This window comes from Chryseobacterium carnipullorum, assembly GCF_003815695.1.
GTDB lineage: Bacteria > Bacteroidota > Bacteroidia > Flavobacteriales > Weeksellaceae > Chryseobacterium > Chryseobacterium carnipullorum.
Genome location: NZ_CP033920.1, coordinates 2825873 through 2841584, shown reverse-complemented (window position 1 = coordinate 2841584; position 15712 = coordinate 2825873). Strand labels below are relative to the sequence as shown.

Genomic DNA, 15712 nt, shown 5'->3' with positions numbered 1-15712 from the left:
GACCACTTAAGTTTTGTGAAAATCAAAGATTTTCTTGGTGAAGATCAATAATCCGTGCAAAATTCCCCTCCCGTAGAGGGGTGGCGAAAATTCAAAGAATTTTTGACGGGGTGGTTTAAGAGAAAGCATTTTACCGTAATATCCTTTGAAACAAAATAAATCAAATGTTCATAGTACAGTCATTTAATACACTGCATTTCCCTGGTAAACCAATGATTCCACGTTTGAAATTCTGGATACGGCTTCTGCCGAGCAGCTGGCATTCATCAGTACAAAATCAGCCTGATCTCCTGCTTTTGGCCACTGCTGGTTTCCTTTATCGTCCAGGGGAAGAATATTTGCTGTTGCCAGTTTGAGACTTCTTGATAATAAAAATTCTGTGGAATATCCATACAGTTGCGCCATGAGATTGGCTTTCTGGAGAACACTTCCTGTTCCAAAAGTATTCCAGTGGTCTACGATACTGTCGTTCCCTGTAAGAACCGTTACATTATGCTTATATAAAGTAGGAATTGGCATCACTAGATTTCCAAAAGGGATCGTAGAAACAATTCCGATCTGTGCTTCAGCCAGTTTTTCTGCCATGTCTTCCTGTTTTACTTTATCTAATTTTGCTAAAATAAAACAGTGACTCAGATAGGTTTTGCCTTTTAGAGAAGGATTTTCATTCACTTTTTTAATGAGATATTCCACTGTATTCAACCCGGATTCACCCGTTTCATGAAGGTGGATATCAATTCCTTTTTTATGGTCTAATGCCAGCTGAACCGTAAAATCAATGGTTTTCTCAATGGCACCGTCAATGGTAAACGGATCTACGCCTCCAATAAAATCAATATCCATTTGAGCAGCTTCTTTCAGATAAGTTGCTGAATCGGTATAAAACACACCGTGCTGTGGAAAAGCTACCAGCTCAGCGCCGAAACTTTTCTTCTTAGCCTCTAAAGCCTTATGAAGGTTTTTTAATGAATCTAATTTTGAAGTCGGTTCAATATTGACATGGCTTCTCGCAAAAGAAGTTCCCTTAGACTGTAACAGCTCAATCATCCTTTCTGCTTTGAACGTTGAGTTTTTGAGCATTTCCTGAAGCATTTTCTGCTCAAGTGCGATCATTCCTTTGACACCACCTGTTCTTTTTCTAACCGCCTGCCATTGATCGCCATACAATGTTTTGTCCAAATGAATATGCATGTCTTTAAATGCAGGAAGCATCAGCATTCCTTTAGCATCAATCGCTTTTGCATTGGGTTGATTGGGAGCTATACTTTTGATTTTTCCGTTTTCGATTTCTACATAAAAGAGCCCGGTTTTAGTAGCTACAACCTCTCCTTCTTCATAGTCAAAGCCGGTTTCCAGACGAACATTTTTAAGGTTTAATTTTCCTTTTGCCGAAACATTTTGTTTTTCAAACAAAGGAGATGCTGCCAGAATATTGGGCATTAAACTAAGTCCGGCTGCCGCCAGTGCTGAACTTTTAATAAAATCTTTACGGGATATTGCATTGTCAGAGGTCTTCATTTCCAATCTATTTTATACAAAAATAGAAAGAACGGAAAGGATGAAGGGGTATGGTTTATCACAATATTTGTATGATTTATTGGATGGTTTAATTTACAGATGGTTTTCCTGGACCACCCCGTCAAAAATTCTTTGAATTTTCGTCACCCCTTCAGAGGATGGGAACTTCTATTTTCATAAGGATTCTCTTGTCAATAATTTAACTTTAATGGCATGAATAAGTTTAAAAAATTCTATTTTTAGGATAAAAAGATTAGTAGAAAGCAAAAATAAGCAAAACGGTTAAAACCGTTTATATACAATGCTTTATAAAACAGTAGTCTTAGTTTGAAACTCGGTGTCTGATAGGTTTTGGTCTTAAAAATACAAAGATAGGTTACTAATTCGTTACCGATTAGCAAAGGTAATTAAAGGTGTAACAGATTACATTTCAGTGTTTTGCCCTATTTTTCATATTCCCTTGTAACTCAATACAATTTAATTTTAAACATTAAACATTTGAGTTATGGAGCAGACAAAAAAATCTACGTTCAAATTACTTTTCTACCTGAAAAAGAACGAGCCGAAAAAGAACGGTAATGCCCCGATTATGGCACGTATTACTATTGATGGAACACCTAAGACTTTAGGAACAAAGTTAGAAATCAACCCAAATAATTGGGATTTAAAGTATGGAAGAGTTGAAGGCAAGAGTGCAAAAGCACTAGGTATTAACCAAAAATTGGATAATATACGGGCACGTATTGATACCCTTTATGAAGATATGCTGAAACACGAGGGTTTTGTAACGGCACAAAAGCTGAAACTTGCATTTCTCGGTGTTGGTATTATGGAAGATTCCTTGCTGAAAGTCTTTAAGAAGAACAATGACGATTTTGGGAAAATGGTAGTACAAGGAGAACGCTCCGAAAGTACCTACTACAAATACAAAATTGTCTATAACCACGTTACTGAATTTATCAAAAGCAGGTATCATCGTGATGACATGGCGTTCAGGGAATTGACGTGTGATTTTATCAGAGAGTTTGATTTCTTCCTTAGAATAGACAAAAAGTGCACACACAATACTGTTTGGGTATATACTATGCCACTCTATCGTGTTGCGGAAATAGCTGTCAAAAACGGTCTTATCAGGAAAAATCCTTTTGAAGATTATGAAATAGCGATGAAGGAAAATGACCGTAGCTATTTACTCAAGGAAAACGTTGAGTCCCTGTTATTACACAATCCTTCAAAACAAAATTATGAAATTGTAAAGGATCTTTTTGTATTCAGCTGTTTTACAGGACTATCTTATATAGATATTAAACAACTTAAAAGTACTAACATACAATCCTTTTTTGATGGTCACGATTGGATTATAAGCCGAAGACAAAAATCTGATGTTGCCTCTAATGTTAGGCTTATGGAAATACCCAAACGTATTATTGAAAAATATAAAGGTACTACCCGAAATGATTTTATTTTTCCTGTTCCAACTAATAAAATTTGTAATAGCCATATAGACAAACTTGTTCAAGAATTAGAGATTGTTACAGAACAAAAAGTAACCTTTCACACCGCAAGGCACACATTTGGAACAATGTTTTTAACAGAGGGTGTACCCCTTGAAAGCCTTAGCAAAATGATGGGACATAAAAACATTTCTACCACTCAAATCTATGCCAAGATTACCAGTCAGAAAATTAGCAAGGATATGGATTTGGTATCGCATAAATTTGCAGGAATGGAAGCCGCATTTTCTGAAATGGAGAAAGAGGTTATCATTTAGAATTTATATACACACAGAGCGAAGCAGGATTATGTCCTGCTTTTTTTATGCCCATACTTAATCCTCAAAAGCACATTTATTCCTCCAGCACCCATCCCATGCAATAAAAGAGCTTTGGCAGGATGACTTAATAAACCATACTGAAAAACTATCCAATCTTATCCCTCAACAAATATTTTCAGTACCGTTTACGTGGCCTCCAAAGCCACAATACTTTGAGATACTAAAATAAATTCTGCTAAATGTAATTGCAGGTTTTGTAATCATAAGGCCATTTCCTCAATGCCTTTTTCAAGTGCTTCCACATGATTTTTTATTCAAGAACCGATATGCTTTTTTGTTCCATTTCAAGAGCAAAGGTATTTCCGTGTTCTTAACGCAGAAACAAGGTCGTGCCTTCCTGGTTTGCAAAAAAAATCTCCACCCATTCGGGTCGTATTTTTTTGACAAAACCTTGTTCCTGCTAAACACTAACCTTTTTATGCTCGTGAAACGAAACAAAGCATACTCCGGCTCTTTAGACGAATAAAAAAAATGTCAGAAATGAAAAAATACAGCATTGGAAATGGCAAAAGAGTGAAACGAAACTTCAGCACCTCCTCTCATTGCCGAATAAATCAAGGGAAAAATCAGAACAAAATTAATAACGCAAAAAAGTAGAAATCATGAACATTACAGGAAGACTGACAAGAGATGCGGAAGTACGCACAACGTCACAGGACAAACAAGTAGTAAATTTTTCAGTAGCGACCAACGACAGCTACCGTAACAAACAAGGTGAGCGTGTAGAGCAAACAACCTATTTTGATTGCTCCTATTGGATAACCCCAAATGTAGCCAAGCTACTTACAAAAGGCACTTTGGTAGAACTATCGGGAAGAGTAAGTACAAGAGCGTGGACAGGCAATGACGGAGAGCCAAGAGCAGGACTGAATTTCCATACCTCACAAATCAAACTGCACGGCGGTGGCAAAAAAACGGAAACGGTACAAGCCACCACAGGCACAAACAATAATAAGACAGAAGACGACCTACCATTTTAACAACGAGTATTCAATCATTTTTTAACATCAAAATTTTAAGCATTATGGCACATAATATCAATTTCAACGAGAGAACAGGACGTTATTCATTTTTTAGCGTTCAGCAAAAAGCGTGGCACGGTTTGGGGCAAATCGTAGAACAGTACCCGACAAGCGAAGAAGCTATCAAGCACGCAGGGTTAGATTACGAAGTCGTAAAATCCCCACTATTTACAAAAGGTTCGGGCATTATCGAAACGGCTAACGGTATTGAGATAGGCAGTAGTGAATTGGAAGTACCTAACTATTTTGCTAACATACGCACCGATAACAATGCAGTATTGGGAGTAGTCGGAAAGGATTACCACATAGTACAAAATCGTGAAGCCTTTAATTTCTTTGATGCAATTGTAGGTGGTGGCGAGGGTATTCTCTATGAAACCGCAGGAGCATTAGGAAACGGAGAACGTATTTTCATCACAGCCAAATTGCCTGACTACATCCGTGTCGGTAATGGCGATGATGTTACGGAAAAGTACATCTTCCTAACCACTTCGCACGATGGTAGCGGAAGTATCACAGCCGCATTTACTCCTATCCGTATAGTTTGCCAAAACACCTTAAACGCTTCGTTACGCAGTATGACCAATGTGGTTCGTATCAAACATACTTCGGGAGCAAAACAACGTATAGAAAATGCCCACAAGATTATGGGACTTGCCAACACATTGAGCAACCAATTAGAGGGAATTTTCAATGAGTGGGCAAAAGTGAAGGTAACAGACCAAGAGGTTAAAAAGCTAATCCAATTGGCACTTTGCCCGAATAAGGAAACCTTTGATTTGCTAAAAAAGGGTGCTATGGATGAAATTTCCACCGTGTTCAAAAATACCGTTGAGGACGCATTTGCATACGCAATGATAAGCGATACACAGCAAATGGACACAGCAAAAGGCACTTTGTTCGGAGCGTATAACGCTGTTACAGGCTACTATCAGAACGTGAGAAATTACAAGAATGACGAAGCCAAATTACAAAGCATTGTATTGGGTGGTACTGCTCAACTCAAATCACAGAAAGCATTTGACTTGTGTAATGGTTTTGCTTTAGATGGTGCAGAAATCCTAAACCTTAATTAAATAACAACAGGCTACCGCCTTAATCGGTGGTAGCCTACAAAATTTCATAACAATGAATACAAATTTTTTCAACCAGATACAGCAGTTGGACTTTACAGGAGTATTACAACTGAACATTTCAAAAGGAATAGAAAGCAACCTAATCGTAACAGTATTGCTTAACAACGAACAATGCGGAGATAGTGCCAAAAACGGTATTCCCCCATTGACATTTAACGCCACGCCCCAAGAGTTTGACGAGGGATTTTTTGAACAGATTACCAAACCTATACAAAAAATATCAGGCTTAATGGTGGATATGGAAAAATTCTTAAAGCAATTGGAAGAAGTTAAAAAACAATCGGCAATCGAGAAAGAAAAAGCCGAAAAGGAGAAAAAGGAAAAAGAAGCCAAAGACAAGAAATTTAAAGATGCTATAGTAAAGGCTGACGAGTTGGAGAAAGAGGGTAAGTTCCGTGAAGCGTGGATGAAAGTACCCGATATAACGGAGTTTCCCGAAAAAGCGGACGAGATACGCAAACGCAAAACATCATTATCCGACAAGTTTGCCACACCGAGCCTTTTCGGAACAATGGAAGAAGCACCACATGAATCGCCAGAGGAAGCAGTTACTGCCGATTATCCTATTGATGAAGCGGACGAAGAAGAATAAAAGTGTTAACCCCAAAATCAGAAAGTTATGTTATTAGCAACGCAATTAGAGCGAGTTTTCATACTCAAAGATAAAGGACAGGACATCAGACTGACCGACCCCGAACCACGTTGGAGCGTGGAAGCCGTAATGAATTTTTACGCCAATATGTACCCGATTTTGACAACCGCAAAAGTATCAGCACCACAAATAAAAGATGATGCAGTCGAGTACAAATTTGAGAGCGTAATGGGTACGAAAGGTTAAACCAAAATTTTAAAACGATGAATTATGCAACGCAACATCATATCGGGAACTATCAGCATACCCGAACAGAAACGACAACGGCAATTGCACCGACAGTTGGGCGAGTTTGCCAATTGGATGCAAAGACCAAAGGATGCAAACCAAGTGCAGAAAGACAAGCAGAAATCCGTACCAATAGCAATGCTACCAATGGTATTCTAAAGTGTACGTTTCTGCCCAAACTGAAAACAGCAAAATCCGTACAGGCTTGTCAGAAAACGGCGAGGGATTTTCACAAGTCCCTTTCCAAACTTGCCGAGCATCACAGCATTGAGCCAATGCAGACCCAAGATTTTGAGTTTCCATACAATATAGTATTGTCTATGTGGGATATGGAAACCAAAGTAAAACGTACCAATATCAATTGGGAAGGTTTTAAATTGATACAGGATAGCAAGAAAACCTACTTTACAAGTGAGGAACGGTACAACACAGGTACAACCTTGTATTACATTCCAGTTGTGCCACTCTTTCAAATACTCAAAGACCAGAAGCGTAAAAAGACCGCACAGCTTTTACTATCAGTATGCAGTTATCTGTACCACATTGCCCAAATTCCCTATTACAGACAAGAAGAAAGTTATTTGTATTGGCTTTACGAAATGATGAACGATTGGGTTGAACAGGACGAGGAAACGGCAGAAACCGAAACCAACAAACGTGAGTTGAGAAATGCCGAATACATTGGCGATAAGGTGGAACAGAAGTTATTCAACCTCATCAATCTAAAGGTATTTGAAAAGCGTTTGAACCGATTTAAAAGTGTTGATACGTTCGATAGCGAATGTTGGAAAATTGCTCGCAATGCGTTTGCCCTTTATACTGAATATCCAAGCGAAAATATTTTCAGAAACGCAACATTGCCCGAAAAAGACCCTTATGATAATGACGAGAATGAAATAATCGGAATGGAAAAGTACATTTCATTTATTGCAGATACTAAAGGCTGGTTATACGAAAGTCTTTCAGATACAATCAACAATGAATTTAACGAGTACGGAGCAATGGAAGAGCCAACTATTTCCAAGCAATTTGACGGAAGCGAAATACCAACAGCCAACCTCGATTTTGAGAACCGTTTGTTTGATTTATTAAATGATTTGAGTGGATTATTATACGAATACAAAACGATAGAAAAATGAACACAACAACAGATATAACAGACCATTTCGGAACATTGTACCACCCAAAATCTGCTTTGGTTTTCTACGAAGCCAAAGGAACAGATACCGATATGTACGTGGAGCATTTTGATATGGATAGCAATGGAACGCCTATAAATGCCCACCCACTGACAGTAAAAGAAGCTAACATTTTGGCAAAGGCTTTACAGACGGATGAAGAAAAAAACACAGCCTTTTTAAAGCCAAAGGGAATTTTGCCTACCAACATTCTGCATATTAATCCGAGCGAAAAAGGTACGGTGCTATGGTACACCAAAACACAGCAAAGGCAGATATATTTTGTGGATAGTTTGGGCATACCCAACGGAAAGGCACAAGTACCGCCAATGCTTTGGTTAGCGAGCAAAAGCAGTCTTACGGTATTTGCTTTGGCAAGCGACAGAAGACCTACCGAGAAAATGCCATTGCATTACGTCCCATTTTTCAATATCTACGAAAAAGGCAACGTATGTATGGGTACTGTTAGTATTGACATTAAAAATTCGGCTTCGGTTGAGGAATTTATACAGGCTTGGGAACATTATTTTTTCAATTCCTATTTCAGCCATTCATTATGCGAAAACTTGACGAAAAAAAACATTGTAAACCTTTGGAAAGACCTTATCAACACAGACAAACCCTTTCCTAAAGAAGTATTAAAAAAGAATAACAAAACCCTTAAAAATCTATTGTGATGAATACAGCAAAAACAGCAATCCATTTTACGGACAATTATCTGCTCAATCCGACAAACCCGATTTCGGTAAACCTTATCGGAGCAGGTGGCACAGGCTCAAAAGTATTGACCGCTTTAATGGAAATAAACGAAAGTTTGATAGCATTAGGACACGCAGGGTTGCAAGTCCGCCTTTGGGATGATGATGTTATCACGAGTGCTAATTTAGGCAGACAGCGTTTTGCAGAAAGTGAAACAGGATTATACAAATCCGTTGCTTTAATCAACCGATGCAACCGTTGGGCAGGTACAAATTGGAAAGCCGAAACGGTAAAATTTGAAAAAGATAATTTTGGCAGATTGCCCGAAGAAGCAAGGGCAGTTATTACCATTACTTGTGTGGATGGCGTACAGGCAAGGTTTGGCGTTGCTGAAATTTTAAAAGAAATAAGCTACCTCAGACACTATCAAGATGAGCCAAAATATTGGGTTGACTTTGGAAATAGCCAACACACAGGGCAAGTTATATTATCCACCATCGGAGAGATAAAGCAACCCAATTCCGAGAAATACCAAACGGTGGCAAGCCTGCCATTTGTTACCGATGAATTTGGCGAATTGCTGAAGCAATCCGAACAAGAAGACAACACGCCAAGTTGCTCCCTTGCCAAAGCATTGGAATACCAGGACTTGTTTATCAATTCCTCATTGACACAAATGGGTTGTTCCTTATTGTGGAACTTATTCCGCAGAGGAATGACCGAATACAAGGGATTTTTTCATAATCTGAAAGATTTCCGTACCCACCCGATAAAAGTCGCCTGACCCGAAAAATCGGGCGGGCAAAAATGCAATTCCTCACTTTGGTCGGAAACGCATTTTTGCATTTAGAATAGGTGCAACCCCCTTGTCAAAATGCACCACTACACAATTCCCTTTCCTTACATTTTACCAAACAGGTTGCGAGTTTTTGCTTGGGATATTTAGTATCCCATTTGTTGTATTTAGCACTGACTTCTTTTCTTTTCACACAGCGACCAAAGAAAAGAAGCAAAAGAACGTCGCATGATTAGATTTGATCGTCACATTAAAAATCGCGCCATATTATTTTTTAAATTTGACTATATCCTAAATAAAATAGACAATATGGAAAAAGCAGAAAAAATAAAGCAATTATTATCAAATCAATTTGAACAGGATTTATTTGAAGCTTCACTTGCTAGCCTAAATGATCGAACAAACAAACTTCGCTTTAATAATTTTGCATACTCTATAAGGGAGTTATCACGACATTTTTTATATAACCTTGCACCTGAAGAACGTGTGAAAAATTGTGTTTGGTTTAGTCCCGAAACTACTGACGGAAAGCCTACAAGAAACCAAAGGATTAAATACGCAGTTCAAGGTGGAATAGAAGACGCTTTATTAGATAGCTGGGGATTTGATGTTGACGAACTTAAAGACATGATAAAGGAGGTAAAAGAAACAATCAATACTTTAAGCAAGTACACTCATATTAATCCTGAGGTGTTCGATATTAGCGATTCTGAAGTTGAGCGTATGAGCCAAGATGTACTTAACTCCTTCATTGCTTTAGTAGAAACAATTGAGAACTATCGTGAAGATCTTAAACAATTCCTTGATGGACATATTGAAGAGCATATGATATCATCCGTTGTAACTAATTTTTTTGAGAATGTTGATCGACTCGCACCTCATCATTCATTGGAATATAGTGAGGTGTCAGAATATCATATTTCAGAAATTAATGAATATGAAATTGTAGTGGAAGTTTTTGGAGATTTACATGTGATTCTTGAATATGGATCTAATAGAGAAAGACGTGAAGGTGATGGATTAGACTTGCCAGAAACATTTCCTTTTGAAACGAAGATACGCTATCAAATCGATGATGATTTTCCATCCACTAAGTTTGAGGTTGATGATTACGATGTAGATACTTCAAGCTGGTATGGAGATGATGAAGATGAAATATAGTCTTAAGCGTTGAAAATCAATTTCTTAAAATTCATAGTATCACTACCAACAAGAAGGTAACTTGAAAACCCTATATTTAAAATTGCCTTTCCTACTTTCTCATCATCAATATCACTATGGGCAATCAGTTTTATGGTTGGATATTTTGTCCTCAATTCTTGAAGCTGTGTCAGCACATTCTTGTCGTAAAAATCAAGGTCAATAATGCAAACATAGGGAAGTTCATTCAATGAAAACAATTGCGATAGTCCATCTTCAATGCTTTCCGAACGAAATAAGACTTCAGTTCCTGAAGCGACAAGGTCTTGGCAGATACCATTTAAAATAGGGCTTTTGTCGTTGATAAATGCGAGAGTGATTTTTTGTTGTGCTGTACCAGTTTCCATAATATTGTCAGATTTTGAGTTAATGGAGTTTCCTGCACAAAAAGAAAGCGCAGGCAACTACACTTACCGCACATTGAGGTACTGGTATACCCGACAACAAATAAGCGAGCGCCCACGCCTATGGCATGAGCGTTCTTCCTTATCGTCCCGTTGTCTAAAAATTACCAGTTTTCAATGTGGGACTTAAAGTAAAAACACTTTAAGATTCTATATTTTATATAGCAAATATACTAAACTCATTCCTTTTTGAACAGATATAAGATACAAAAGGTTACCGTAAGCCTGTTTTATTGACTATATAATTCTGTTCCAAGATAGTCAGGATATCACTTTCCTTGTAGATGATCTTTCCGCCAATCTGTATAAATGGCAATATATTATCATCACGGTACTGCTGTAAAGTCCGTTTGCTGATATGCAATAACCGGCACATATCCTCGCCGGATAGGTATATTTCTCCATTCATTACAGGACGGTAGTTTTTCAATATTTCTTCAATACGGTTTCTCAACTGCATTATTATCTCCTGATGGGCGATGATTTCTTCGGCTTCATTCGTCAGTAAATCCATTGTCATTGTTATTGTACGGCTGTCCGGCTTCGAGTAAAGCCTGTACGTCCGATCGTTTGTAATAATTCTTGCGGTTCAGTTTGGAATATGGTAATAAGCCTTTGTCCTTGTAGGTCTGCAAAGTCCGTTTGGTAATATCCATCATCAGGCACACTTCCTGGTTATCGAGCCACTTTTCTTCTTTGAAAATCGGAGTGTATTTCTGTACAACATTTTCGGTCATTTCCAAAAGTTCCCATAGCTCATTCTTCATTTCGTCCAATGCGGATTTTTGTATTGCAATAACTTCCATAGTTTGCTTGTTTTTTCCGTGGAAGTCTAAATTAAAGAGGCTTAATGCAGTTTTGGCAGTTGTGGTATTGATTGGCTTTGAAAGGAAGTGTTTGGCTTAAAACTAGGATTCAATTTTGTTTACAATGCGTTTTATTTAATCAGCCCCAATTGTTTAGCAATGTCCATTGTCATTTTGCTAAATGGTCTTTTATGGATATCTTTTTCTTTGGTATAATTACCTACAATTACTCTATCAAAATCATTTTGACTTAATGATAATTTTGAAAAGCTCTTTTGAAGAATGTCTTTGAAACTTTCATTATAAATTTGGTTTTTGACAATCAATTCTGCTATAATATCCTTTTGAGTATCGTGAATTTCTTTTATACTGAACATATTTTGTAGCGATTGATGACCAGCTACTGTTGTAGATACATCATTAAATAGAATTTCAATGCTTTCAGCATCTTTCGTCACTAAATAATCACATTCGGAAGACTTAGTGATTTTAAAGTTATAATCGGATTTTGATAGTTTTGATGTGATATCTGTATAAAGAAAAAAATTGATTGGTGTAGAACTTTTTCTTTTGTTACAAGAAGCACAACAGGGATATAAATTAAATAACGAAATGCTTAAAAACGGAAAATCACTTTTAGGATAGTGGTGGTCAACTTCGAGTCTTGCGTCAATTTCGTTGTTCTTTTTAGTGATAACAACAGTTAATTGAGAATTACAATAAACACAAGATTTTATTCCAATCTTTCTGAAATATTTTGGATAAAATTTATCTCGGCAATTTGTATAGTTAAGGGCATTTTGAATAAAATGAGTTAGTTGTTTTTTCATGGGCTTGAGTACTCCATTAACCGTCTCAAAACGGGAATTTGCAGGCAATGACCCAACCATTCCTTTGATAGCTTCTATTTCTAAAGGGCTTTTTGTTAAAAATGAAATATCTTGAAATTGAGTAATGACGTTGTTAAGGTAAGTTTGTTCAGCTTGATCAAATATGTTTGCGTTAATTGCCTGAAGTTTTTGCAGTGCAGAACTTCTTTGTTCTTCTATTTCTACTTTAAAAAATTCCTGAACACTTTTTGCTTTATTTATATGTAACGAAATCATGATTATTTGTTTAATAGTTTAGTTAGCTTGTCAATTTGTGATTGAATGAAATTAGTTTCATCATTTGGAAATGCTTGACTGTACAGTTCCATTAAACTATTATACAAAACTGGTTCACCAACTATTGATATAATAGAAGAGCATTGACTTTGATCTATCTCTTTGTACCTAGAATTTTCAATTTCAATAGATTTAATCTCACCTTTTATTATAGCAATTTTATTTTTTTCGGTCTCTTCATTTAATAGACCGTTGAGCGATTCTATCTTTTTATTGTTAATCTTCAATGTGAGACTTTCAATAACCAATTTTATTTGACTTTTTGCCCATTCCCCCATAAACCCCTTTTGCATAAAAAAGTCATTTGCTAAGAGGTCGTGTACATTTGCGCCAAAGGTTTCGTTGCCTTCTATATAAGGCTCTCCTTTGATTAATTTCAAAACAAAAGCATTCGGAATGTCTGATAAAATATATGGGGAGTGCGTTAAAAATGTTATGTTTAATCCTTTAATGTGTTTTAAATTTTCAGGATTAATTTTACCAATATAATCTAATAGATCAGCAATATGGATATAATGGTGATATTGACCCCTCTGCTGGACATACTGACCCCTCTGTTTAGGATTTCTTCAGTCCAACTGATGACCTGACAATATTACTTCTTTTTTCTTAGACTTTCGCCTTTTAACTCAATTCTATATGAGCCATGAATTAGCCTATCGAGTATTGCATCCGCAATTGTATCTTCTCCAATTACATCATACCAACTTGCAACCGGTAGCTGGCTTGCAATCACTGTAGATGCCTTAGCATGTCTATCTTCAATTATTTCCATCATGTCCAATCTTTGATGCTGGTCTAGGTTTACCAGGCCGAAATCGTCAATAATAAGAAGGTCTGTTTTTGATATTTTATCCATTAACTTATGTAGCGTACCTTCCAAACGAGCCATTTTCGTCTTTAGAAGTAGCTTTTGCAGATTAAAGTACAGTACCTTATAACCTTGTGCACAAGCTTGATGACCTAAGGCAGAGGCTAGAAAACTCTTCCCGCAGCCTGTAGCGCCACTGATCAGTATCGGATCTCCTTTTTTGATGTACTCGCCCGTAGCTAGGGCAGTGATCATTCCCTTATCCAACCCTCTGGTAGCTACCATGTTTATCTCTTCTATTGAAGCCTGATAGCGGAACCCCGCATTCTGCTTAAGGCGGTCAAACCGCTTTTCGTCCCTTTCATCTGCTTCTGCCTGCAACAATAGGGTTAACCCTTCAGAAAGAGTGAGTTCAGTGCTCCGGCGTGTTTCGTTCAGAGCTTTCCAGTTACGTTCCATACCGTGTAGGCGTAACGCTCTCATTTGTGTTTCAATGTTCATTTTAGTGTATTTATATCATGTATTATGTTCATTATGTTCATTCTGCTATTTCTTGGTCATTGCGCACCCAATCCGTCCTTTGGTTGATCAAAGTGTGTCGGCTGGCTACTTGCATAATATGCTCTACCTCGTATATTGGCATGTTCTGGCAATGCGTCTTTTACCAACGGTTCTTCTTCGCTGTTAGCGATGCCGTTTTCAAGTACGTTCTTAAAGAAATAGTAAGTGTAAAGCTTGTTTTTTAGAACATACTTACATGCTTTATCAAACTCCTCTACTGGAAAGTCCCGCTTTAACTTGAATAGACCGTCGCAGGTACGGTATAACTGTTCAGGGTAGCGGGCTCGCTTAAAAAGAACTTGCATAAGCTCATGGAATTCTGGTGAGTGCTCTCTAGCTCGGGCTAAATAGGTCTCATGACTTCGTTTCTTGTAGGCCTGATGTTCGGACTTTAAGTGTTCTGCAACAGTGGTATAGGCATTTTCCCTATAACTCCGTATATGCACAGCGATCTGTTTTCCTTGACAATAGATCGATACCATAGTACGCGTATAGATAAGCTTCACTTTCATTCCGATGTAGGTAAATGGGACACTGTAATAGTGTTTGTTGCGCTGCAGGTAGATATGGCCATTGTTTCCTACTTTGAGTTCTGCGTAGTACTTTAACTCGAATCGCTCACTTGGAAGCTCATCCAGTGTAGACTTTTCTGCACTTAAGAAACGCTCTTCTCGGCAATATGGTTTTTGTTGCATGCGCGTCTGGTTATGCTTTACCATACAGGTGTTTATAGCTTGATTAAGTGCATGTATATCGAAGAACTGCTGGTTTCGAAGGGGTGCAAATACGCGGCTATAAATCATTTTTACCTGGTTTTCTACCAGCGACTTATCCTTAGGACGAGCTGAACGGGCCGGGACTACAACTGTGCCGTAATGGTTGGCAAAGTCTTCCATGGATTGGTTCAGGACTGGTTCATATTTATCTGCTTTGATCACTGCTGCTTTTAGGTTATCGGGAACAATGGCTTTTGGTACACCTCCCATAGCCTCCAGGCAACAGCTCAGCGCGTAAAGAAAGTCGGGAGTTTGTTGAGAGCGTACGGCGATGGCAAACGCGTAATCTGAGAAAGGAAGACAGGCAACAAAAACTTCACAGGCAATCAGTTCACCTGTGGACCGATCGATATAATGGAGTTTCTTTCCAGAAAAGTCAATATACAGTTTGTCGCCAGCGATGTGTTCCATCACCATGCTGCCTTTTCTGGAGACAAGCTGTTGCCTTAGGTGGTATGTGAACTGTGGATAGCTATAACCGGTGGGGTCGCTCTCAATATACTCTTGCCAGAGCAACTGTTTGGTGACCCCGGTACGCTTAAGTTCTTTTTCGTAATAATCAAGACGGCTCTTCAGGTATTCAAACTTATCTGCCTTATATGCAGGATTACCTGAATGAAAAGATTTTTCTAATAAAGGGTCCTCTTGCTTAAGCAGTTCTTCGGTATTGAACCCGCCATCGGCCATCTTTTTCAGGTAAGACCGAACTGTATTCTTACTCATTCCAAGAATGCGGGCAATCGTTTTTATTCCACTGCCGCTCTGATACAATCTAATTAATTGCTTTATCTGACTCATTTGTTTTGGTTTTCCAGCCATCAGTGATCCAAAATTGTTTGATCACTAAGTAACAAAAACTACTCGCAAAGGGGTCAGCATGCTCCAGCACAATGAACTAATAATGAATTTAGGGGGTCAACATGAG

The 15712-nt window shown here is 38.0% G+C and carries 17 protein-coding genes; 9 read left to right on the top strand and 8 right to left on the bottom strand.

What is annotated here, in order from left to right:
* Positions 1 to 183 precede the first annotated feature (183 nt).
* Positions 184 to 1518, bottom strand: coding sequence for an amidohydrolase (locus EG346_RS12995; protein WP_123879093.1), 1335 nt, complete (start codon positions 1516 to 1518; stop codon positions 184 to 186).
* A gap of 505 nt (positions 1519 to 2023) precedes the next feature.
* On the opposite strand from EG346_RS12995, the gene EG346_RS12990 reads away from it, so the two are divergent.
* The 9 genes from EG346_RS12990 (at position 2024) to EG346_RS12950 (ending at position 10224) form a co-directional block, all read left to right on the top strand.
* Positions 2024 to 3289 carry a site-specific integrase gene (locus tag EG346_RS12990; RefSeq protein ID WP_078704261.1) on the top strand — a complete coding sequence of 422 codons (1266 nt, stop codon included), beginning with the start codon at positions 2024 to 2026 and terminating at the stop codon, positions 3287 to 3289.
* Between the two features lie 665 nt (positions 3290 to 3954).
* Positions 3955 to 4332 (top strand): single-stranded DNA-binding protein, encoded by a 378-nt coding sequence (locus tag EG346_RS12985; RefSeq protein ID WP_113264893.1) that lies wholly within the window; start codon positions 3955 to 3957, stop codon positions 4330 to 4332.
* Positions 4333 to 4376: 44 nt separating this feature from the next.
* Positions 4377 to 5450, top strand: coding sequence for a DUF932 domain-containing protein (locus EG346_RS12980; protein WP_123879091.1), 1074 nt, complete (start codon positions 4377 to 4379; stop codon positions 5448 to 5450).
* Positions 5451 to 5502: 52 nt separating this feature from the next.
* Entirely contained in the window at positions 5503 to 6102 is a 600-nt protein-coding gene (locus EG346_RS12975) for a PRTRC system protein E (RefSeq protein ID WP_078704255.1), read from the top strand.
* A 27-nt stretch (positions 6103 to 6129) separates the two neighbouring features.
* Positions 6130 to 6348 carry a PRTRC system protein C gene (locus tag EG346_RS12970; protein WP_037438461.1) on the top strand — a complete coding sequence of 73 codons (219 nt, stop codon included), beginning with the start codon at positions 6130 to 6132 and terminating at the stop codon, positions 6346 to 6348.
* Positions 6349 to 6365: 17 nt separating this feature from the next.
* A complete protein-coding gene (locus EG346_RS12965; protein WP_123879089.1) occupies positions 6366 to 7529 on the top strand; it encodes a hypothetical protein in 1164 nt (387 codons plus the stop codon).
* Positions 7526 to 8245: a PRTRC system protein B gene (locus EG346_RS12960; RefSeq protein ID WP_123879087.1), complete on the top strand. Its 720-nt coding sequence runs from the start codon at positions 7526 to 7528 to the stop codon at positions 8243 to 8245. The genes EG346_RS12965 and EG346_RS12960 overlap by 4 nt, the downstream gene beginning before the upstream one ends.
* Positions 8245 to 9051: a PRTRC system ThiF family protein gene (locus tag EG346_RS12955; protein WP_123879085.1), complete on the top strand. Its 807-nt coding sequence runs from the start codon at positions 8245 to 8247 to the stop codon at positions 9049 to 9051. Before EG346_RS12960 ends, EG346_RS12955 begins: the two co-directional genes overlap by 1 nt.
* Before the next feature lie 321 nt (positions 9052 to 9372).
* Complete coding sequence (locus EG346_RS12950; protein ID WP_120181104.1) at positions 9373 to 10224, top strand: pPIWI-associating nuclease domain-containing protein; 852 nt, start codon at positions 9373 to 9375, stop codon at positions 10222 to 10224.
* A gap of 2 nt (positions 10225 to 10226) precedes the next feature.
* Here EG346_RS12950 and EG346_RS12945 read toward each other — a convergent pair whose 3' ends face one another.
* The 7 genes from EG346_RS12945 to istA all read right to left on the bottom strand — a co-directional run bounded on the left by EG346_RS12945 (position 10227) and on the right by istA (position 15585).
* Complete coding sequence (locus tag EG346_RS12945; protein ID WP_078704250.1) at positions 10227 to 10610, bottom strand: response regulator transcription factor; 384 nt, start codon at positions 10608 to 10610, stop codon at positions 10227 to 10229.
* A gap of 271 nt (positions 10611 to 10881) precedes the next feature.
* On the bottom strand, positions 10882 to 11181 hold the full coding sequence (locus tag EG346_RS12940; RefSeq protein ID WP_078704249.1) for a helix-turn-helix domain-containing protein: 300 nt from the start codon (positions 11179 to 11181) through the stop codon (positions 10882 to 10884).
* Positions 11162 to 11473, bottom strand: coding sequence for a helix-turn-helix domain-containing protein (locus EG346_RS12935; RefSeq protein ID WP_078704248.1), 312 nt, complete (start codon positions 11471 to 11473; stop codon positions 11162 to 11164). Before EG346_RS12935 ends, EG346_RS12940 begins: the two co-directional genes overlap by 20 nt.
* Positions 11474 to 11604: 131 nt before the next feature.
* Positions 11605 to 12579, bottom strand: coding sequence for an HNH endonuclease (locus tag EG346_RS12930; RefSeq protein WP_078704247.1), 975 nt, complete (start codon positions 12577 to 12579; stop codon positions 11605 to 11607).
* A 2-nt stretch (positions 12580 to 12581) separates the two neighbouring features.
* Entirely contained in the window at positions 12582 to 13019 is a 438-nt protein-coding gene (locus tag EG346_RS12925) for a hypothetical protein (protein WP_123879083.1), read from the bottom strand.
* Between the two features lie 215 nt (positions 13020 to 13234).
* Complete coding sequence (gene istB / locus EG346_RS12920) at positions 13235 to 13951, bottom strand: IS21-like element helper ATPase IstB (protein ID WP_076350964.1); 717 nt, start codon at positions 13949 to 13951, stop codon at positions 13235 to 13237.
* Positions 13952 to 14007: 56 nt separating this feature from the next.
* The gene (gene istA / locus EG346_RS12915) at positions 14008 to 15585 is read right to left on the bottom strand and encodes an IS21 family transposase (RefSeq protein ID WP_228429327.1); all 1578 of its coding nucleotides are present in this window, start codon (positions 15583 to 15585) and stop codon (positions 14008 to 14010) included.
* Positions 15586 to 15712: the final 127 nt, after the last annotated feature.

Coding starts and splice junctions, on each gene's coding strand:
- EG346_RS12955 (WP_123879085.1), top strand. CDS start 8,245: ATGAATACAGCAAAAACAGCAATCCATTTTACGGACAATTATCTGCTC.
- EG346_RS12990 (WP_078704261.1), top strand. CDS start 2,024: ATGGAGCAGACAAAAAAATCTACGTTCAAATTACTTTTCTACCTGAAA.
- EG346_RS12930 (WP_078704247.1), bottom strand. CDS start 12,579: ATGATTTCGTTACATATAAATAAAGCAAAAAGTGTTCAGGAATTTTTT.
- EG346_RS12935 (WP_078704248.1), bottom strand. CDS start 11,473: ATGGAAGTTATTGCAATACAAAAATCCGCATTGGACGAAATGAAGAAT.
- EG346_RS12950 (WP_120181104.1), top strand. CDS start 9,373: ATGGAAAAAGCAGAAAAAATAAAGCAATTATTATCAAATCAATTTGAA.
- EG346_RS12965 (WP_123879089.1), top strand. CDS start 6,366: ATGAATTATGCAACGCAACATCATATCGGGAACTATCAGCATACCCGA.
- istB (WP_076350964.1), bottom strand. CDS start 13,951: ATGAACATTGAAACACAAATGAGAGCGTTACGCCTACACGGTATGGAA.
- EG346_RS12975 (WP_078704255.1), top strand. CDS start 5,503: ATGAATACAAATTTTTTCAACCAGATACAGCAGTTGGACTTTACAGGA.
- EG346_RS12995 (WP_123879093.1), bottom strand. CDS start 1,518: ATGAAGACCTCTGACAATGCAATATCCCGTAAAGATTTTATTAAAAGT.
- EG346_RS12940 (WP_078704249.1), bottom strand. CDS start 11,181: ATGGATTTACTGACGAATGAAGCCGAAGAAATCATCGCCCATCAGGAG.
- istA (WP_228429327.1), bottom strand. CDS start 15,585: ATGAGTCAGATAAAGCAATTAATTAGATTGTATCAGAGCGGCAGTGGA.
- EG346_RS12985 (WP_113264893.1), top strand. CDS start 3,955: ATGAACATTACAGGAAGACTGACAAGAGATGCGGAAGTACGCACAACG.
- EG346_RS12970 (WP_037438461.1), top strand. CDS start 6,130: ATGTTATTAGCAACGCAATTAGAGCGAGTTTTCATACTCAAAGATAAA.
- EG346_RS12960 (WP_123879087.1), top strand. CDS start 7,526: ATGAACACAACAACAGATATAACAGACCATTTCGGAACATTGTACCAC.
- EG346_RS12945 (WP_078704250.1), bottom strand. CDS start 10,610: ATGGAAACTGGTACAGCACAACAAAAAATCACTCTCGCATTTATCAAC.
- EG346_RS12980 (WP_123879091.1), top strand. CDS start 4,377: ATGGCACATAATATCAATTTCAACGAGAGAACAGGACGTTATTCATTT.